Below are 18,222 nucleotides of genomic sequence, written 5' to 3'. Positions count from 1 at the left end.
CGTTACGGCACCATAGGCTCTCATGAAGATTCGTGTTGTGGCCGGTGTCGCCCTCGGCGCCGCCCTGGTGGCCCCCGCTACGGCGTCGGCGGCCACCGCGCCCGAGCTGTCGGGCGCCGCCGTCTATGCCAGCACCGGCCACCAGCTCGCCCGCTACGAAGGCGGCGAGTGGAGCACCCTCGCCAGGATCGGCGCCCTGCCGCAGTTCGCCGCCTCCCCGGACGGCAGGAAGGCCGCCTGGGTGACCGACGGCGGCAACCTCCAGGTCAAGGACGGCGCCAAGACCGTCACCGCGGCCAGGAAGCTCCAGGGCGGCACGCCGTGCCTGACCCCCGTCTGGTCGCCCGACTCCACCCAGATCGCCTACGTCGGCAAGAGCGAGACCATCATGGCCGTCAAGGCCGACGGCACCGGGGCGCGCAGGCTCGGCACGTCCAAGGGGGTGTGCCATCTGGCGTGGGCGGCGGGCGGCCGGTACCTCGCGGGCTACACCGGCGAGGCCGACGCCGTCTACCGGCTCGACGTCAGGACCGGCAAGTCGGTCAGGGCCAAGGGCGTCAAGCTCGTCACCCACGTGCAGAGCCTGTCGCCGAACGGCCGCGACGCCGTCGTCGAGTTCCCCGCCAACCCCGACGCGCTCGGCGACGGGAGCTGGCCGAGCGCCTTCAGGCCGACCGTGGTCGACCTGGTGACGGGCAAGAAGCTCACCCCGGCCGTCAAGGGCCGGCTGATCGGCGCGTTCTACCTGGCCGACGGGCGGCTGGTCGTCCGCGTGGCGGGCGGCGCGCACAACACGCTGGTCGTGCTGGACGCGGCGGGCAAGGAGACCCAGCGGGTCGAGGAGCCGGCCAAGGCCAGGACCCAGGCCCTGCTCCAGGTGCTGCCGTGACGAGGGCCGGCTGACTACACCTGGTTTCCGGTGAGGGCCGGCTGGTCGGCCAGGAGGGCCGCGGGCAGGAAGACCATCGCGGTCAGGCCGCCGTAGGGTGAGGGCGCGAGGGTGACCTTGATGTCGTGCCGGGCGGCCAGCCGGCCGACCACGAACAGGCCCAGCCGGTCGCTCTGCGCGAGGTCGAACTCGGGCATCTCGGAGAGCCGGTCGTTGAGCTCGTCCAGTTCGACCCGGGGCAGGCCGAGGCCGCGGTCCTCGATCTCGATCATCAGGCCGTTCGGGGTGATCGCGCTGCGCACGTCCACCCTGGTCTGCGGGGGCGAGAAGAGCGTGGCGTTCTCGACGAGCTCGGCCAGCAGGTGGGCCACGTCCGTGACGGTCGCGCCGAGCAGCGCGGTCCGCGGCGGCTGGAGGATCTCGACGCGCTCGTACTCCTCGACCTCCGCGACCGCGGCCCGCAGGACGTCGAGGATCGCCACCGGGTTGCGCCAGCCGCGCCCGGGAGCCTGGTCGGACAGGATGATCAGGCTCTCCGCGTGCCTGCGCATGCGGGTGGTGAGGTGGTCCAGCTTGAACAGGTCGGACAGGATCTCGGGCTCCTCGGTGGCCCGCTGCATGCCGTCGAGCTGGAGCAACTGGCGGTGCAGCAGCGACTGGTTGCGCCGGGCCAGGTTCACGAAGACCTGGCTGACGCCGTGCCGCAGCTTGGCCTGGTCGACGGCGGCCTCGACGGCCGTGGACTGCACGTGGTTGAAGGCCCGCACGATGTCGGCGACCTCGGACGTCTCCGTCCTGACCTCCAGCGGCGCGACCTCGGCGGCCGTCGGCGGGCGGGTGTTCGTCCGCAGCCGCTCGATCAGCCCGGACAGCCGTACCTCGGCCAGTTCGGTGGCGGCGTCGCGCAGCCCGGCCAGCTCGCGGACCAGCCGCTTGCGGAAGCGCAGCGACAGCAGGATCGAGGCGAGCACGGCGAGCAGGCCCGCGCCCCCGGCCACGCCGATCTTGATCAGGATGTTCGCGGCGGCGGGCGTCACCCGGGCCACGATGCCCTCCACGGCCTGGCCCTGGTCGCGTTCGAGCACGGCCCACAGGTTCTGGCCGTCCACCTCCCAGGTGGCGGCGGTGGCGGGCAGGCCGTTCATCGCGGCCTGGCCTCTGATGGCGTCCTCGGCGTCGAGGAACTCCTTGTAGACGGGCGAGGCGGCCAGCTCCGCGTACGGGCCGCGCAGGCCGCCGTCCAGGTGCGAGAGCGCCTGCGAGTACAGCAGCCGCCGGGTCGCCACCATCCCGGTGAACGCCTCGCGCTCGACGGCCTCGACCCGCCCTCTGGCCAGCACCACGACGATCATCGCGCGCTCGCGCGAGACCAGGTCCTTGGCCTCGCCGAGCATGGTGACGGCCCTGGCCTGCCGGTACAGCGACATGTCGGGCACCAGCACCATCGCGTCGTACATGCGGAAGGAGGCGTCCACGATCTGGCTGTAGCCGTCGATGACGGCGAGCGGCGCGACCGTGGCGCCGTCCACCTCGGCGCGGATGCCGGCCAGCAGGTCGAGCTTGCCGTTGAGGGCGTCGAGCTGCGTGCGCATCTCAGGTGACATCTTGCGCTGGTCCTTGGCCAGCTTGCGGAAGGCCGCCACGGCCCGGTCGGTCTGCCCGCGCTGTCTGGCCAGCTTGTCCGCGCCGCGCCGGGTGGCCAGGAACTCGACCGAGGCCAGCCGCTCGTCCTGGAGCTCGACGTTGACCCGCTCCGACGGCGTGGCCAGGTGGGAGGCCAGCTCGTTGATCTCCAGCAGGCGCAGGCCGTCACCGCCGGTCAGGGCCGCCGCGAACGCCCACAGTCCGACCAGGGACAGCAGCGGCACGAGCAGGAGGATGAGGAGCTTCAGAGCAATGGGACGGCCACGCGTGGGGGGCATGCGACCTCCGGGTGCATGATGAGATCGCCTCGCAGATTACACCCCCCTTTGGAAGGATTTCTGTGCGTCTTCCGCGTTCCACCGCCGGTTGGACCATCGGCGTCTTCGGCCTGCTCGCCTTCGCACTCGGGCTCGTCGGGCTGCTGTCGCCGAACTCCCTGCTGGTCCTGCTGGGTTTCGAGGTGCTCGACGCACGCCCGTCCGGCGACTACACGCTGGTTTACATGGCCGCTTCGTCGATGGCGGCGGTGAACATGGGGGTGTATTACGTTTTCGCGGCATCCGCGGACTACACGCCGTTCTTCCGGTGGACCGTGCCGTTCAGGCTGGTGACGTTCGCGGTGTTCACGACGCTGGTGCTGACGGGGGCGGCGCCGGGCAAGTTCTTCGGCGTGGGCCTCTGGGAGGGGGTGGGGGCGCTGGTCACGGGGTTCGCGCTCTGGCGCGAGGGCAAGCTGCTGCCCTCGCGCGCATGAGCTCACGGCCTGGTGTCGTCGGGACGGCCGCCGGCCACCAGCCGGTCGCCGTCCACCGGTTCGTGCGCGACGTGGCGGCCGGTCACGCCGTCATCGGCGGTGCGCTCGGCCGCGCGGTCGTGGTCGAGCCGCCGTTCGAGGTCGCGCTTCTCGCCCTCCAGCCGGGAGACCCGGTCGGACGCCTCCGCGCGTGCGGCCCGCAGCCTGCGGCGCTTCCTGGCGGTCCTGCGCGACCCGGCGCCGATCAGCCAGAACCCCGCCAGCAGGACGGCCGCGGTGACCGCCCCCGCGACGAACATCTGGACGTGGTCGAGCTGGTAGGTGTTGCCGAACAGGATGTACCTGGAACTCTCCTCGGTCGCCACCAACGCGACCGCGCCGCCGGCGAGCAGGACCAGGATCAGACCCAATAAAGCCATCCAAACTCACCCCTTGTCGTCAGAGCGCGTTTCTTCTGCCCTGACGCGGGCGGGGTATGCGCATGATGGCGGGTATGAGACCCGAGCCAGGCCAGGTGCTGCATTTCTCCGAGGACCCGACCATCGAGCGGTTCGTGCCCCATGTCGCGGCGACGTCCTCGCTCGGCGAGCCCTACGTGTGGGCGGTGGGCCACGACCGCTGCCCCGACTACTGGTTCCCGCGCGCCTGCCCGCGGGCGATGGCCTGGCGGGGGCCGGACACCGCCGACGAGGACGTGGCCAGGATCGTCGGCGCGGGCTGCGGCGACCGCGTGCACGCCGTCGAGTACGCCTGGCTCAAGGCCGTCATGGACGTCCGGCTGTACGCCTACCGCCTGCCCGCGGCCGGGTTCGTGCCGATCGGCGACCCGCCGCACGCCGTGGTGTCGAGGACGCCGGTCGTCCCGATCGGCCCTCCCGAGCCGGTGGGCGACCTGTTCGACCTGCACGAGCAGGCCGGGATCCAGCTCCGCGTGCTGGACAACCTGTGGCCGTTCTGGCACGAGGTGACGGGCAGCAGCATGCAGTTCAGCGGGATCAGGCTGCGCAACGCGCGTCGATGAGCGCGGTCAGCTCCTCCACGGGCATCGAGGCGGGCGGCAGCTTCTCGCGGGCGTACCTGTTGGCCTCGCGGCGCAGCACCTCGTTGACCGGCGTGGGCACACCGTGCTCGCGGCCCAGCAGGACGATCTCGCCGTTGAGGTAGTCGGCCTCGATCGAGCCGCTGCCCCTGGCCAGGCTCTGCCAGGACGATCCGCCCCCGCGCCGGACGCCTTCGACGGGGACGACGTCCACCTGGTGGCCGCGCACCCTGCGCTCGTCCTCGGCGGTGGAGTAGGGGATGCCCGCGTGGTCGAACACGCGCATGGCCTCGGCGCGGGCGCGGTCGGAGAGCCCGGCCATGCCGTCGGCGTGCCCGACGAGGGCTTCGACGGCGTTGCCGAGGTTGTTGAGGAGCTTGCCGTGCTTCCAGCGCATGACGTCGGGGGTGGCGCGGGCGAGCAGGCCGTACTTGCCGAGGTCGTCGGCGATCCGCCCGGCGAGGTCGTCCACACCGTGGGGATAACGCCCGACGTGCAGCAGGCCCGAGTACGGGTGGCCGTAGGCGGCCACGACGCCGGGTTCGAGGTGCTGGGAGGGCAGCCACACGCACATGCCGTAGACCTGCTCGGACCTGCGCAGGACGGTGCGCTCGTTGGCCACGCCGTTCTGGGCGCACACGACCGGCAGGTCCACCGGCCAGGGATCGAGGGCGGCCAGGGTGTCCTGTGACTTGGTGGCCAGGATCAGCACGTCGTCGTCGCGGGTGGGGACCGGGCCGGACGCCGCGGGGATGCGCAGGGTCTCGTCGGATTCGGGGGTGATCAGGCGGAGTCCGTCACGCTTGAGCGCCTCGTGGTGCGCGCCTCTCGCGACGAGCAGAACCTCGTGCCCGCCTTGGTGGAGGCGGGCGCCGATGGTGCCGCCGACTGCTCCTGCTCCGATCACGATGTAGCACATTGTCCGAGAATGTCACTTCTTACTTCGCGAGTGCCACTTCGGTCTGCGGGACCAGGGCGGTCCCGCGCGTACGCTCACGCATGATCGTCTTGAGTACGCGCCAGCCGTCGCGCACGGCGTGCAGGTTGCTCGCGCCGTGGATCCGGGAGCGCTCGTGGCTGGGCACCTCGTGGATGACCAGGCCGGCCTGGGCGGCCCGGACGTTCATCAGGGTCTCGATCTCGAAGCCGTCGCAGTCGAGCTCCATGACGTCCAGGTGGTCGCGCCAGAAGGCGTTGTAGCCGTAGCACAGGTCGGTGAAGCGGGTGCCGTACAGCACGTTGGTCAGGCCCGTGAGGAACTTGTTGCCGAGCGAGCGGATGGGGCTCAGGTCGTCGGAGCCGCCGCCGGGGGCGTACCGGGAGCCCTTGGCGAAGTCGGCGCCGTCGATGAGGGTCTCGACGAAGGAGCGGATCTCCTTGCCGTCGGTGGAGCCGTCAGCGTCGATCATGACGATGATGTCGCCCCTGGCGGCCTGGAAGCCCTCGATGAGGGCGTTGCCCTTGCCGCGCCGGCTCTGCACGACGACCCGGAGGTCGGGGCGCAGCCTGCGCGCGACGGCGATGGTGTCGTCGGTCGAGTTGCCGTCGACCAGGATCACCTCGTCGATCCAGTCGGGCAGCGTGGCGAAGACGTGGGGAAGGTTCTCGGCTTCGTTCATCGCGGGGACGATGACACTGACACTGGCGGCGAAGGGCTGCTTGTTCATGGGTACAAGGTGCACCTGCACACATGCAGCCCACTTGACACTGCCTTGCAGTGATCCTACTTATATGCGATCTCCGCCGACCAATGCCTCGTCCGCCCGCGCGACGATCTCGGCGGGCGACTGGCCGGAGGTGTCCAGTTGCACAATTGACGTGAATCCGGCTCCGGACTACAAGTCCGCCGTCTGGGCCGCGAGCCGGTGGCGGAGGCGACTGTGAACTTGCCCGCGGCCGGGATCCCGGTGACCAGGACGACGCCCTTCACCCGCCGACGAGCTTCCGCACCCGGTCGGCGCCCACGGCCATGAGCAGCGTGGGCAGCCGAGGCCCGGTGTCGCGGCCGACCAGCAGCCGGTAGAGCAGGACGAAGAACGCGCGCTGGGCCGCCTTCAGCTCCGGCGTGGGCCTCGCGTCGGCGTCCAGGCCGGCCTGGAGCTTCGGGACGCCGTAGACCAGGGCGGTGAGGCCGTCGAGCGTCCAGTCGTCGAGGCCCTCGGCCAGCAGTCGCAACGACTCGCGCTCGGTCTGGCCCAGGGAGTCGAGGAGGGCCTGGTCGGGCGTCTCGCGCACGCGGGTGCGCTGGTCGGCGGGCAGGTGGTCCGCCACCCAGCGCTGCGCCCGGTCGAGCCGGGGCCGGGCCTGGCCCAGGTCCGTGACCGCGTCGAGGTCGCGCAGGATGCGCAGGGCCTGCTCGTCGTGGCCGGTGGTGATGTCGACGATCGAGGCGAGCGTCCGGTAGGGCACCGGGCTCGGCGTGACCGGCAGCGGCCCGGCGGCGGTGCCCACGGCGCGGGCGTGGGCGGCCAGCTCGGCGGGCTGCGCCTGGCCGGAGGCGACCTTGCGGGCCAGGGCGTCCCACTCGTCGTAGAGGCGCTGGATCTCCTGGTCGAAGGCGATCTTGAAGGACTGGGCGGGCTTGCGGCGGGCGTACAGCCAGCGCAGCACGGGCGCCTCCATGATCGCCAGCGCGTCGGCGGGGGTCGGCACGTCGCCCTTGGAGCTGCTCATCTTGGCCATGCCGGTGATGCCGACGAAGGCGTACATCGGGCCGATCGGCTGCTCGCCGCCGTAGACCTCGCCCACGATCCGGCCGCCGACGACCCAGGCAGAGCCGGGGGAGTGGTGGTCGACGCCCGACGGCTCGAAGACCACGCCCTCGTACGCCCACCGCATCGGCCAGTCGACCTTCCACACCAGCTTGCCGCGGTCGTGCTCGGCCAGGCGCACGGTCTCGCCGAACCCGCACTCGCAGGTGTAGGCCAGCTCGGTCGTCTCGTCGTCGTACGCGGTGACCCTGGTGAGGTCGCGCTCGCACAGCTCGCAGTACGGCTTGTACGGGAAGTAGTCCTCCACCTCCCGGCCGCCGTCCTTGGTCCGGTACGACGCCAGGATCGCGTCGATCCGCGACCGCTCGCGCACGGCCACCAGGATCTGCTCCCGGTAGGCGCCCGAGGTGTACTGCTCGGTCTGGCTGATGCCCCGGTAGTCGACCCCCAGCTCGGCCAGGGCGGCGACCATCGGCGCCTTGAAGTGCTCGGCCCAGTTGGCGTGCGGGCTGCCCGGCGGCGCGGGCACCGCGGTCAGCGGCTTGCCGATGTGCTCGGCCCAGGCCGGGTCGATGCCCGCGGGCACCCTGCGGAAACGGTCGTAGTCGTCCCAGGACAGCAGGTGCACGCAGTCGAGGCCGCGCCGCCGGATCTCGTCGGCGACGAGGTGGGGGGTCATGACCTCGCGCAGGTTGCCCAGGTGGATGGGGCCCGAGGGGCTGAGCCCGGAGGCGCAGACGATCGGTTTGCCCGGGGCACGACGCTCCGCCTCGGAGATCACCTCGTCCGCGAACCTGGAGACCCAGTCGGCCTCTGCACTTTCCGCCATCGAGCCATTGTCGCGGCTCGCCCGGGTCATATGCGAACCAGCCGAAAATCCGGTGCGTTGCCGGTGAGCCCTCCAGTAGCCTCCCGCGCATGACGCCACCCCGTGTACGTCCGCCCTTCGTGGCCGACGAACGTACCCAGCTCGTCGGCTGGCTCGACATGCAGCGCGCGATCGTCCACTGGAAGTGCGAAGGCCTGTCCGAGGCCGACGCCCACCGCGTCGTCCTGCCCAGCTCTCCGCTGATGACGATGGCCGGCCTGATCTCCCACATGCGCTGGACCGAGCACTGCTGGTTCGAGGTGCTCTTCCTGGGCGGCGGATCCGAGGGCAACCCGCAGTTCCTGGAGGAGCCCGAGGACGCCGACATGCTGGTCGAGGGCGTCACGCTGGCCCAGCTCCTCGACGACTACGCCAAGCAGTGCGAGCGCTCCAACCAGATCGTCGCCGCCCACTCGCTCGACGACGTCGGCAAGCACCCCGACTTCCGGTCGGCGGCGTCCTCGCTGCGCTGGGTGCTGATCCACATGGTCGAGGAGACCGCCAGGCACGCCGGCCACCTCGACATCGTCAGAGAGCTGGTCGACGGCAACAAGGGCTACTACTGACCCTCAGAGGCCCAGCACGTCCGCGGGGTCGGCGATGATGCGCTGGATGATCAGCCCGGCCGCCCCCAGCACCGCCGCGTCCGCGCCGTTGGCCGAGACGACCAGGGCGGGCGGCGTGCCGCGCATCCGCCCCAGCCGGGCGCCCAGCACGTCCAGGGCCGGCGGCTCCAGCCACGGGAAGAGCGGGGCGAAGATCCCGCCGAGCACGATCCTGCCGGGGTCGAGCAGGTGCACGGCCGAGGTGAGCGCCACCCCGAGCGCGTCCCCCGCCCGCGCGCAGGCGGTCAGCGCGCGCCGGTCGCCCGCGGCCAGCGCGCTCACCAGGTCGGCGACCGAGTCCAGCTCGCCGAGCAGGGCGTCCTGGCCCGCGTACACCTCCAGGCAGCCGCGGCCGCCGCAGCGGCAGGCGGGGCCGTCCGGGGTCACGACGACGTGGCCGAGCTCGCCGGCCAGCCCGTACGTCCCCCGGAACACCGTCCCGTCCACGACCAGCCCCGCGCCGACGCCGATCTCGCCGGAGACGTAGAGGAAGTCCGTCGCTCCCGAGCCGAACCACAGCTCGCCGAGCGCCGCCAGGTTCGCCTCGTTGTCGACCGCGCACGGCAGGTCGAGCAGGTCGGCCACCCGTACGTCACGCCAGCCCAGGTGCGGGGCGCTGCGCAGCAGGTCGCCCTCGACCGTGCCGGGCACGGCCAGGGCGGCGCCGATGATCCGCAGCCCGGCCCCCTCGGCCTCGGCGGTGACCTCCTTCACCAGCTCGCGCAGCAGTTGGAGCACGCCGGCCGGGTCGGAGCCGCGGTTGTCGGCCGGGCGGGTGCGGCGCAGGCGTACGGACCGGGTGAGGTCGACCACGCAGGCGGCCAGGTAGTCGATGTTGACCTCCAGCCCGAGCGCCGCCACCCGGTGCCCGCTCAACCCCACGGCCACGCCGGGCCGCCCGCGTTCGCCGTCGCGCACCGCGCCCGACTCGCTCACCGCCCCGGCCTCCAGCAGGGCTGCCACCATGCTGGACACGGTGGTCTTGGTCAGGCCGCTGAGCTCGGCCAGCCCCGCCCGGGTGAGCGGCCCGTGCCGGTGGACGGCCTGGAGTACCACGGCCAGATTGCGGGCACGCATGGAATCATGCCGGACCCCCCTTGACGCCACCATGCATGCCTCCTCAGGATTATGTGCAGATTATGGACTAAAGGTAGGGGACGCCGACACATGTCATCCTTCACTCCGACACCCGCCGACCGTTTCACCTTCGGACTCTGGACCGTGGGCTGGCAGGCCCGTGACCCGTTCGGCGACGCGAGCCGTCCCGCGCTCGACCCGGTCGAGAGCGTGCACAGGCTGGCCGAGCTCGGCGCGTACGGCGTCACCTTCCACGACGACGACCTGCTGGCCGTCGAGCCCGACCGGGACAAGGCGATCGCCGCCTTCCGCAAGGCCCTGGACGAGACCGGGATGAAGGTCCCGATGGCCACCACGAACCTGTTCACCCACCCGGTGTTCAAGGACGGCGCGTTCACCAGCAACGACCGCGACGTGCGCCGGTACGCCCTGCGCAAGGTCATGCGCAACATCGACCTGGCCGCCTCGCTCGGCGCGACCACGTACGTGTGCTGGGGCGGCCGCGAGGGCGCCGAGTCCGACGCGGCCAAGGACGTCAGGGCGGCCCTCGACCGCTACAAGGAGGGCCTGGACCTGCTCTGCCAGTACGTCCTCGACCGCGGCTATGACCTGCGCTTCGCCCTGGAGCCCAAGCCCAACGAGCCGCGCGGCGACATCCTGCTGCCGACCATCGGCCACGCCCTGGCGCTCATCAACGACCTGGAGCACCCGGGGATGGTGGGCCTCAACCCCGAGGTCGGCCACGAGCAGATGGCGGGGCTCAACTTCGTCCACGGCATCGCCCAGGCGCTCTGGCACGGCAAGCTGTTCCACATCGACCTCAACGGCCAGCACGGCCCCAAGTACGACCAGGACCTGATCTTCGGCCACGGCGACCTCAAGAGCGCCTTCTTCCTGGTCGACCTGCTGGAGAACGGCGGCTACGACGGCCCCCGGCACTTCGACTACAAGCCGCTGCGCACCGAGGACCCCGACGACGTGTGGGACTCCGCCGCCGCGAACATGCGCACGTACCTGATCCTGAAGGAGAAGTCGCGCGCCTTCCGCGCCGACCCCGAGGTTCAGGAGGCCCTGCGCGCGTCCCGCGTGGACGAGCTGGCCCGGCCCACCCTCGCCGAGGGCGAGACCTGGCAGGACCTCGCCGGCGACGACTTCGACCCCGAGGCGGCGGCCCGGCGCGGCTTCCACTTCACCCGGCTCAACCAGCTCGCCCTTGAGCACCTCATGGGGGTCCGTGCATGACCCGGCCGCTCAGCGTCCAGCTCTACACCGTCAGGGAACAGCTCGCCGCCGACCGCGACGGCACCCTTGAGCGCATCGCCGGCATCGGTTACGGCGCCGTCGAGCCCTTCGACCCGACCGCCGACCCCAAGGGCTTCCGTCAGCTGATCGACGATCTGGGGCTGGCGGTGAGCAGCACGCACGCGTACGCGCTGCTCAGCCGGGAACCCGCCGAGGTCTTCGACGCCGTCGCCACGGTCGGCGCCGACCTGGTGATCATCCCCGGTGGCATCCCCGAGGCCGAGTTCACCACCCGCGACGGCCTCTCGCGCACCGCCGACCTGCTGAACGGCCTGGCCGAGCAGGCGGCCGGGCACGGCATGCGCATCGGCTACCACAACCACTGGTGGGAGATCGAGCCCAGGATCGACGGCCGGCACGCCATCGAGGCGCTGGCCGACCTGCTCGCCCCCGAGGTGTTCCTGGAGATCGACACGTACTGGGCGGCCGTGGGCGGCGCGGACGTGCCCGCCCTCCTCGGCCGCCTGGCCGGCCGCACGCTCGCGCTGCACGTCAAGGACGGGCCGGTGGTGAAGGACGAGCCGCACACCGCGGTCGGGGCGGGCGCGATGCCCGTGCCGGAGATCCTGGCCGCCGCGCCGGACGCCTGGCGGATCGTCGAGCTCGACACGTGCGCGACCGACCTGTTCACCGCACTCGCCGACAGCCACGCCCACCTCACCCGCCTGGAGGGCCCGTGAGCAGCGGACTCGCCCACCTCACCCGTCTGGAGGTCTCTTGAGCAGCGGACCCGTCGGTGTCGCGATCGTCGGCGCCGGGGTGATCAGTGCCCAGTACCTGCGCAACCTCACCGCCTTCCCCGACGTGCGGGTGCTCGGCGTCGCCGACCTCGACACCGGCCGGTCCGCCGCGGCGGCCCGCGAGCACGGCGTGCCCGCCTCGGGCACCCTGGTCGAGATCCTCGCCCTGCCCGAGGTCGAGATCGTGGTCAACCTGACGGTCCCGGCCGCGCACGCGGCCGTCGCGCTGGAGTCCCTGCGCGCCGGCAAGCACGTGTACGGCGAGAAGCCGCTCGCCCTCGACATGGACCAGGCGGCCAAGGTCATGGCCGAGGCCGCCAACCTGGGCCTGCGCGTGGGCGGCGCCCCCGACACCTTCCTCGGCCCCGGGCTCCAGGCCGCGGCGCACGCCCTGCGCTCCGGCCTGATCGGCGAGCCGGTCGGGATCACCGCCGCGTTCCAGAACCTGGGCCCGGAGTCCTGGCACCCCGATCCCGAGTTCTACTACCGGCCCGGCGGCGGCCCTCTGTTCGACATGGGCCCCTACTACCTGACCGCGCTGGTCTCCCTGCTCGGCCCGGTCGCCCGGGTGGCGGGCGGCACGCGCAGGGCCCGCGCAGAACGGGTCATCGGCTCGGGCCCCAAGGCCGGCACCCTGTTCCCCGTGGACGTGCCCACCCACGTCAACGCCCTGCTGGACTTCCCCGGCACGGCCACCGCCACCGCGACCTTCAGCTTCGACTCGCCCGTCAGCCGCAAGCTGATCGAGGTCATCGGCACCGAAGGCGCCCTGCTCCTGCCCGACCCCAACACCTTCGGCGGCCCGCTGCTGGCCCACGGCCCGCACGACGCCGACTGGCGGGAGGTGCCCGTCGCCGACGGCACGGCCGGGCGCGGCATCGGCGTGCTCGACCTGGCCCGGTCGCTGCGCGCGGGCACGCCGCACCGGGCCTCGGGCGAGCTGACGCTGCACGTGCTGGAGCTCATGGCGGCCATCACCGAGTCGGGCGAACGCGCCGAGTTCCGTCCGGTCACCTCGGCCGTGACGGCCCCCGAGCCCCTGCCCGCCGGGTGGGACCCGTACGCGAGCACGTTGGCCTGACGCCGGAGGTGGTTCAGAAGAGCGGCTTGGCCAGGCGGATCGTCAGGATCCGGCTGGTCACGCCCGAGTCCACCAGGCGGCCGTCGGCGTCGAAGGTGCCGAGGCCGAAGTCGTTGTCGTTGGCCACGGCGAGCGTCAGCGGGTCGAGCAGGGCGACGCCCTCGATCTTGCCCGGCAGGCCGGGGATCGCCGCCAGGTCCACGGACAGCGCCTTGGTGGCGACGGTGACGTTCGACGGCGGCGACGCCTCCAGCGACGGCGTGGTGGCCGGGTCGTCGTGCGGGCCGCCGAGGAGGTTCGTCGCCCGGCGCAGGTCCACGGTGTAGAGGCGGGCCACGGCGTCGGTGCGCTCCTGGAGGAGCAGGCGGCCGGGGCTCAGCACGTTCAGGGCCGAGATCTTCATGTCGCCCTGCTCGGCCGCCGGGTCGAAGGTGGCCACGTTCTCCATGGTGTAGGCCCACTCGCCGGTCGGGCGGCCGGTCCGCAGGTCCACCCGCAGGATGCGGGCGGTGCTCGACGCCTTGCCGGTCTTCTTGTCGGGGTTGGCGAGCGGGCTCTGCACGGCCAGGTACAGCGCGCGTTCGGCCTGCGAGACGCCGAGCGCCTCGATGCCGCGGTTCTGCTGCCGGGTGGCGAGGATCGCGGGCAGCGTCTCGTGGACCGGGTATCCGGTGCCGGTGAGGTTCAGGCCCTTGGGGACGTACCTGGCCAGGACGCGGCCGTCGCCCGCCACGTGCAGCAGCGAGGGGGAGTACTCGTCCACCAGCCAGAAGCCGCCGCGGCCGTCGGTGACGATGTCCTCGGTGTCCAGGCCGTTCGGGTCGTAGGGGAGCTGCGTCAGGGCGTCCCAGGTGTAGGGGGTCTCGTCATGGCCGGACTGGTTGGACAGGCCGGTGATCGGGGTGCCGTCGGAGGTCTTCAGCGGGATGCTCTCCACGATGCGGGCCGCGTCGTGCCGTACGGCCACGCGGACGATCGCGGGCGCGAACTCCGGAACCGGGAACGTGCGCCGCTTCTCCCCGTTCACCTTCGGCTCGCCGTTCGGGCCCCGGTCGGTGACCATCCAGTACTCGCCCGTGCGGCGGGCCGGGAACAGGCCGCTGCCGAGGCCGCCGAGCTTGACGCCGCGGGAGTCCTTGACGATGCCCGGCTCGAAGGCGGCCAGGTCGGGGGCGGGCAGTGTCACGTCGGACAGGACGCGCGGCTGCCGTCCGGTGGCGGCGTCGGCGGGCGCGGCGACGGTGGTGGCGAGGGCCGCGCCGACGGCCAGCATGGCGATGAACGAACGAGACATGTCGCTTCCCTTGGCAGCAAACCTATGGATAAGGGTCGAAAGGTATCGACGCTTGATGTCCTGCCGCTGAAGGGCACATGAACTCACCACTCGCCATCACACGAAATTTCATGATGATGGGTGACATGTCACACATGCCGCCCGGTTCTTTCGCCTGATCCCTTGCCTGCCGGTGAGGTCGCCGGTCCGGCCGTTCCCTTCCCCTTGTTGAGGGCAGGAGAGGGACTATGACCCAAGACCCCTTTGAACCCCCCGGCACCGGGCTCATCACCTCCTGGATCGCCCTCCTCGACAACGCCCGCCACGAGAACCGGGTCATCTCGGTACGCCTGCTGAGCGGCGACTCCTTCACCGGCCGCGTCACCCGCCGGGGCGACTCGGTGGTCACGGTCGAATCGCCGGACCGGGCGTCGGGCGGCGCCCGGGAACACAACCTCGCCATCAGCGCGATCGTGTCGATCACCTTCGAGCCGCCGGCCGGTCCCGCCGGCGCCTCGCCCGCCTGAGCGCCGGACGCGGCCGGCCTGTCGCACGGGAACGCGTCGTCCCGTATCGTCCCCACCAGCGACCCCGTCCACGTGAGGAATGATCAACATGTCCCACGATGTGGTACGACGCGTTTTCCGCACGGTCGACTCGTTCGACCCCGACAAGTTCGCCGAACTGCTGGCCGAGGACGCCACCCTGATGTTCGGCAACGCCGAGCCCATGGTGGGACGCGACGCCGTCGCCGCCGGCCTGCGGACGTTCTACTCGACCATCGGCGGCCTCCGGCACCGGATCGTCAGGGACTGGCAGGTGGGGGCCGAGACGATCGCCGAGACCGTGGTGACGTACCGGCGGCTCGACGGCAAGGACGCCGGGGTGGTGGCCGTGTCGATCTGGCGCACCCGGGACGACGGTCTGATCTCGGACTACCGCATATTCGCCGATCTCGCCCCGGTCTACGAACCGTAGCCCCTGCCCCGTATTCCTGTCGGTATTGTGGACAACCTCGTCCGCCCGCCCGGTGGCCACGTACCGACAGGAGAACCGCCATGACCACCCCCGTTCCTCCTACCCCGACCCCGAGCGGCACCCCCAGGCCGAGCCCCACCAGCCCGTCGCCCAGCGAGCCCCCGCGCCCCTCGCCTTCGGTCCCCACCCTGCCCTCGGCAGGCCCCCGCGGCCCCGGGACGCCGACCACCGAGGTGTACGGCAGCACCTTCACCAAGGCCGCCGGCGCCTTCCTCGCCGAGCGCGCCGAACTGGAGACCGCCACCCTCCGCATCATCGACGCCATCGGCGCACTGGGCGACTTCGCCGGTACGGACGAGACCGCGAACACGTTCAGGAAAAGCTTTTCCACAGCCATGGAGAAGGCCAAGGCCTACGTCGAAGCCCTCTGTGACGTCTACCCGCCGGTGGCCGACCGCCTGGCCGACATGAAGACCAGCTTCGACGTCGCGAACTGGGCCACCATCGAATCCCTGCCCAAAGTGTCCGACCCGCCCAAGCTGTCGCCGAAGGACGGACAGTTCACCTGACACCCCTGGAGTCCCCGATGACCACCCCCGAAGAACCCACCCCCTACCTCGACGACGAGATGCGCCACCTCCTCGCCCGGTTCCAGGCCGACGTCCGCCCGCTGGAGGAACTGCAGGAGAGCCTCGACGCCGTCCGCGGCCGGGGTGAGGCCGCCGACGGGCAGGTCAGGGCCGAGGTGACGCCGACCGGCGCGCTCGGCGGCCTGCGCATCGACCCGCGGGCCATGCGACTGGGCGCCGACGCCCTGGCCGAGGCCGTCCTCGCTGCCGCGAACGCCGCCGCCGAGGACCTCGCCGCCCAGATGACCGGCCTGATGACGACCGGTCTGGCCCCTTTCGCGGACGAGGTCCGGCGGTTCACCCGGGAGTGACGACGTGACCGGCCCTCAGTACCGGCGCCACCTCCTGAACTGGTCCTGGCCCGCGGCGACCCCCAGCTTGGCGAGCATCTGCTGCCAGGTGGGCAACAGGCTGACCGGGTCGTCCGCGACGTCCCCGGGCCTGTTGAGCGCGTTGGCGGTGGTGCTGAAGATGGTGGATCCGGTCAGGAACACGACCGCGTTCCGCGCCGCCGGGTTCTTCGGCAGCACGTTCGCGGCCTTGCCGAAGTTGGCGGGGTCGACGTGGTAGAAGACCATGGCCGCCGCGAAGTTCTTCAGCATGTACTCGCCGCGGTCCCCCCACGACCCGGTGTCCTCGCCCCTCGCCAGCTTGAACCCGTCGACGACCGCCTGGTCGAGAACGGTGTAGGCGAGGCTGCCCCCCACCGCGTAGATGAACCGCTTCCCCACGGCGTTCTCGAACATCCTGATCAACAGCCGCGCCTGCGACCTGCGCATCGCCCAGTTGATCATCACCTGGACCTTCTTGTCGATCGCCGGCCAGCAGAAGAACATCAGCAGTTCCATCCACTGGATCATGGCCATCGTGCGCAACGCGTGCTGGGTCTGTTCCAGCAACTCCGCATAATCCTCGACCGCGTCCGCCAATCCCCGGATGTAGGCGGAAACCCGCGGCGGATAGGGCGCGATCTCCTTGGTGAAATACGTCCTGAACGCGTCAATGCCCGCGCCGGAACTCGGCGGACGCCAAACCTTGCTCGCCACCTCCTCGACGTCGTCCAGGCTCGCGTCCACCCGTCCCGCCAACTGCCGCAACAACTCGGCGGCCGCCCGTGCCTTGGCCGGATCGCCGTCGGGATAGGCCACGCTCAACATCTGCAGAACCACGCCGCCCACCCCGACGGCCGAGAACATGAACCCCGCCACCGGAAGCGCCCTGGAAGACGGACTCATTCGCCGACCCCCTTCGTCTGATATCGACCATTAGTCGTCGGATCATCCCACCAATATCATTCGTCACGCCAGCCCCAGGCACGACTCAGGTGATAATCGCCAAGACCGATGCGGAGGCGACGGTGTCTATGGGGCTCGGCTCTGAAGGACGTCGAGATCAGCCGGCGCGCTCACCAGTCGTCCCATCCGGACCATGCGTACCAGGGCCCGAAGATGGGATCGACTTCCTCCACGTCGTCCTCGGCATCCGTCCGGTCGGACTCCACACGAACCCTGCCGAAGTGCGTACTCCCGGGTCGTTGACGCTGAACCGCACTCCACCGCCGGGCGTCGCCTCCGACCAGCAGACAGGGTAGAGGCCCACTTGCACACATGCGTGCGAAGAGGTACCGCTCTGGGCAACGGCCTGGGCGTACGTGGTCAACGTCGGCTGCGACAACGCGAATCTGGCCCAGAACGGCCAATGAAGGACGACCGCCACAACGACGAAGGACACGATGAGCAATGGCGTGAACCAGCGGAGCTTGTGAGTCCGCAGTGAGCCGGCATCGCTGATGAGGGCGGCCACGGCCCGGACCGTCCACACCAGAGCGAGTCCGCCGCCCACGAGGAGCACCCAGAAGAAGAACTCGACGTAGATATAAGGAGCGCTGGCCCACCACAGGGCGACCACGGCCCCGAGGGAAAACGCCGTCAGCAATGGCCATCCGGGGGGTTTGGCGAGCACGGCGTCAGCATAGAACTGGGCGCTTGAACCTGTACACAATGGATCATCAGCCTCGATACGGCACTTGTTCTGCATCGGAGGTACGGTGACCCCCGAATTCGCTCACATCTCCGCCGGTTACCATCCCGATCCGGCGCTCTCGATGTCCCTGCACGCCGACGCCTATACCGACCCCAAATGGTACGAAATCGACCAGCGGGCCATCTTTGCCCGTACCTGGCAATGGTTGTGTCACGTGAAACAACTGCGGACACTGGGCAGCTACGTGACGGGGACGGTCGCCGGCATGCCGATCGTCGCCGTACGGGACGAGTCCGGCACCCTGCGCGCCTTCTATGACGTGTGCAAGCACCGCGCGCACGAACTGCTGTCCGGTTCGGGCGTCCGGCGCAGCATCGTGTGCCCGTACCACGCCTGGAACTTCGGACATCGCCCTGGTGGAGAGCGTCCAGCGCGGCATGGGCACGCCCGCGTTCACCCAGGGCAAGATCGTCTACGACTCCGACGGCTCGGGCCTGTCGGAACACGCCGTCCACCACTTCCACGGCCTGGTCCTGGACGCCTACCGCCACCACCTCGAACAACGCTCGTAGGGGACCCGACGAGAAGGCCGCTTCCGGGCTCCGGAGGCGGCCTTCCGTGTTCGGCGCGTCGCCACGGCGGGCTGATC

20 protein-coding genes and 1 pseudogene are annotated in these 18,222 nt (G+C 70.9%); 13 read left to right on the top strand and 8 right to left on the bottom strand.

The window, feature by feature from the left end:
• Positions 1 to 22 precede the first annotated feature (22 nt).
• Entirely contained in the window at positions 23 to 889 is an 867-nt protein-coding gene (locus tag ACIHAD_RS24580) for a TolB family protein (protein ID WP_397356943.1), read from the top strand.
• 14 nt (positions 890 to 903) lie between these two features.
• Here the strand turns inward: ACIHAD_RS24580 and ACIHAD_RS24575 are convergent, their stop codons facing one another.
• Complete coding sequence (locus ACIHAD_RS24575) at positions 904 to 2,811, bottom strand: nitrate- and nitrite sensing domain-containing protein (protein WP_397356942.1); 1,908 nt, start codon at positions 2,809 to 2,811, stop codon at positions 904 to 906.
• A 62-nt stretch (positions 2,812 to 2,873) separates the two neighbouring features.
• Between ACIHAD_RS24575 and ACIHAD_RS24570 the strand changes: the two genes are divergently transcribed.
• Positions 2,874 to 3,287 (top strand): hypothetical protein, encoded by a 414-nt coding sequence (locus ACIHAD_RS24570; protein WP_397356941.1) that lies wholly within the window; start codon positions 2,874 to 2,876, stop codon positions 3,285 to 3,287.
• A gap of 2 nt (positions 3,288 to 3,289) precedes the next feature.
• Here the strand turns inward: ACIHAD_RS24570 and ACIHAD_RS24565 are convergent, their stop codons facing one another.
• A complete protein-coding gene (locus tag ACIHAD_RS24565; protein WP_397356940.1) occupies positions 3,290 to 3,706 on the bottom strand; it encodes a hypothetical protein in 417 nt (138 codons plus the stop codon).
• A gap of 74 nt (positions 3,707 to 3,780) precedes the next feature.
• Here ACIHAD_RS24565 and ACIHAD_RS24560 point away from each other — a divergent pair, with 74 nt between their 5' ends.
• Positions 3,781 to 4,308: a DUF6886 family protein gene (locus ACIHAD_RS24560; protein WP_397356939.1), complete on the top strand. Its 528-nt coding sequence runs from the start codon at positions 3,781 to 3,783 to the stop codon at positions 4,306 to 4,308.
• On the opposite strand, the gene ACIHAD_RS24555 is transcribed toward ACIHAD_RS24560, so the two are convergent.
• From ACIHAD_RS24555 to lysS, 3 genes are all read right to left on the bottom strand, one after another.
• Entirely contained in the window at positions 4,283 to 5,245 is a 963-nt protein-coding gene (locus ACIHAD_RS24555; protein ID WP_397356938.1) for a ketopantoate reductase family protein, read from the bottom strand. The two genes, ACIHAD_RS24560 and ACIHAD_RS24555, sit on opposite strands and share 26 nt — an antisense overlap.
• Before the next feature lie 19 nt (positions 5,246 to 5,264).
• Positions 5,265 to 5,993: a glycosyltransferase family 2 protein gene (locus tag ACIHAD_RS24550; protein ID WP_397356937.1), complete on the bottom strand. Its 729-nt coding sequence runs from the start codon at positions 5,991 to 5,993 to the stop codon at positions 5,265 to 5,267.
• 259 nt (positions 5,994 to 6,252) lie between these two features.
• On the bottom strand, positions 6,253 to 7,866 hold the full coding sequence (gene lysS, locus ACIHAD_RS24545) for a lysine--tRNA ligase (RefSeq protein ID WP_397356936.1): 1,614 nt from the start codon (positions 7,864 to 7,866) through the stop codon (positions 6,253 to 6,255).
• 89 nt (positions 7,867 to 7,955) lie between these two features.
• Here lysS and ACIHAD_RS24540 point away from each other — a divergent pair, with 89 nt between their 5' ends.
• Positions 7,956 to 8,471 carry a DinB family protein gene (locus ACIHAD_RS24540; RefSeq protein WP_397356935.1) on the top strand — a complete coding sequence of 172 codons (516 nt, stop codon included), beginning with the start codon at positions 7,956 to 7,958 and terminating at the stop codon, positions 8,469 to 8,471.
• 3 nt (positions 8,472 to 8,474) lie between these two features.
• Here the strand turns inward: ACIHAD_RS24540 and ACIHAD_RS24535 are convergent, their stop codons facing one another.
• The gene (locus ACIHAD_RS24535) at positions 8,475 to 9,587 is read right to left on the bottom strand and encodes an ROK family protein (protein WP_397356934.1); all 1,113 of its coding nucleotides are present in this window, start codon (positions 9,585 to 9,587) and stop codon (positions 8,475 to 8,477) included.
• 90 nt (positions 9,588 to 9,677) lie between these two features.
• Here ACIHAD_RS24535 and xylA point away from each other — a divergent pair, with 90 nt between their 5' ends.
• The 3 genes from xylA to ACIHAD_RS24520 are packed head-to-tail and all read left to right on the top strand — an operon-like array spanning position 9,678 to position 12,710.
• Positions 9,678 to 10,829, top strand: a complete 1,152-nt coding sequence (gene xylA / locus ACIHAD_RS24530) for a xylose isomerase (RefSeq protein WP_397356933.1) — start codon at positions 9,678 to 9,680, stop codon at positions 10,827 to 10,829.
• Entirely contained in the window at positions 10,826 to 11,569 is a 744-nt protein-coding gene (locus ACIHAD_RS24525; RefSeq protein WP_397356932.1) for a sugar phosphate isomerase/epimerase family protein, read from the top strand. The genes xylA and ACIHAD_RS24525 overlap by 4 nt, the downstream gene beginning before the upstream one ends.
• A gap of 37 nt (positions 11,570 to 11,606) precedes the next feature.
• Positions 11,607 to 12,710, top strand: coding sequence for a Gfo/Idh/MocA family protein (locus tag ACIHAD_RS24520; RefSeq protein ID WP_397356930.1), 1,104 nt, complete (start codon positions 11,607 to 11,609; stop codon positions 12,708 to 12,710).
• 13 nt (positions 12,711 to 12,723) lie between these two features.
• Here the strand turns inward: ACIHAD_RS24520 and ACIHAD_RS24515 are convergent, their stop codons facing one another.
• Positions 12,724 to 14,004 (bottom strand): esterase-like activity of phytase family protein, encoded by a 1,281-nt coding sequence (locus tag ACIHAD_RS24515; protein ID WP_397356929.1) that lies wholly within the window; start codon positions 14,002 to 14,004, stop codon positions 12,724 to 12,726.
• A gap of 227 nt (positions 14,005 to 14,231) precedes the next feature.
• Here ACIHAD_RS24515 and ACIHAD_RS24510 point away from each other — a divergent pair, with 227 nt between their 5' ends.
• The 4 genes from ACIHAD_RS24510 to ACIHAD_RS24495 all read left to right on the top strand — a co-directional run bounded on the left by ACIHAD_RS24510 (position 14,232) and on the right by ACIHAD_RS24495 (position 15,901).
• A complete protein-coding gene (locus ACIHAD_RS24510) occupies positions 14,232 to 14,510 on the top strand; it encodes a hypothetical protein (RefSeq protein WP_397356928.1) in 279 nt (92 codons plus the stop codon).
• An 88-nt stretch (positions 14,511 to 14,598) separates the two neighbouring features.
• Positions 14,599 to 14,961 carry a nuclear transport factor 2 family protein gene (locus ACIHAD_RS24505; RefSeq protein ID WP_397356927.1) on the top strand — a complete coding sequence of 121 codons (363 nt, stop codon included), beginning with the start codon at positions 14,599 to 14,601 and terminating at the stop codon, positions 14,959 to 14,961.
• A gap of 80 nt (positions 14,962 to 15,041) precedes the next feature.
• Positions 15,042 to 15,530: a hypothetical protein gene (locus ACIHAD_RS24500; protein ID WP_397356926.1), complete on the top strand. Its 489-nt coding sequence runs from the start codon at positions 15,042 to 15,044 to the stop codon at positions 15,528 to 15,530.
• Positions 15,531 to 15,547: 17 nt separating this feature from the next.
• The gene (locus tag ACIHAD_RS24495; protein ID WP_397356925.1) at positions 15,548 to 15,901 is read left to right on the top strand and encodes a YbaB/EbfC family nucleoid-associated protein; all 354 of its coding nucleotides are present in this window, start codon (positions 15,548 to 15,550) and stop codon (positions 15,899 to 15,901) included.
• A gap of 15 nt (positions 15,902 to 15,916) precedes the next feature.
• On the opposite strand, the gene ACIHAD_RS24490 is transcribed toward ACIHAD_RS24495, so the two are convergent.
• Positions 15,917 to 16,825, bottom strand: coding sequence for a hypothetical protein (locus ACIHAD_RS24490; protein ID WP_397356924.1), 909 nt, complete (start codon positions 16,823 to 16,825; stop codon positions 15,917 to 15,919).
• Between the two features lie 869 nt (positions 16,826 to 17,694).
• On the opposite strand from ACIHAD_RS24490, the pseudogene ACIHAD_RS24485 reads away from it, so the two are divergent.
• A pseudogene (locus tag ACIHAD_RS24485) lies at positions 17,695 to 17,973 on the top strand (aromatic ring-hydroxylating dioxygenase subunit alpha); the annotation flags it as partial.
• 16 nt (positions 17,974 to 17,989) lie between these two features.
• Positions 17,990 to 18,145 (top strand): hypothetical protein, encoded by a 156-nt coding sequence (locus ACIHAD_RS24480; RefSeq protein ID WP_397357162.1) that lies wholly within the window; start codon positions 17,990 to 17,992, stop codon positions 18,143 to 18,145.
• Positions 18,146 to 18,222 lie beyond the last annotated feature (77 nt).

It is taken from the genome of Nonomuraea sp. NPDC052265 (assembly GCF_044547985.1).
Taxonomy (GTDB): domain Bacteria; phylum Actinomycetota; class Actinomycetes; order Streptosporangiales; family Streptosporangiaceae; genus Nonomuraea.
This window is presented reverse-complemented; position numbering and strand designations above follow the sequence as displayed.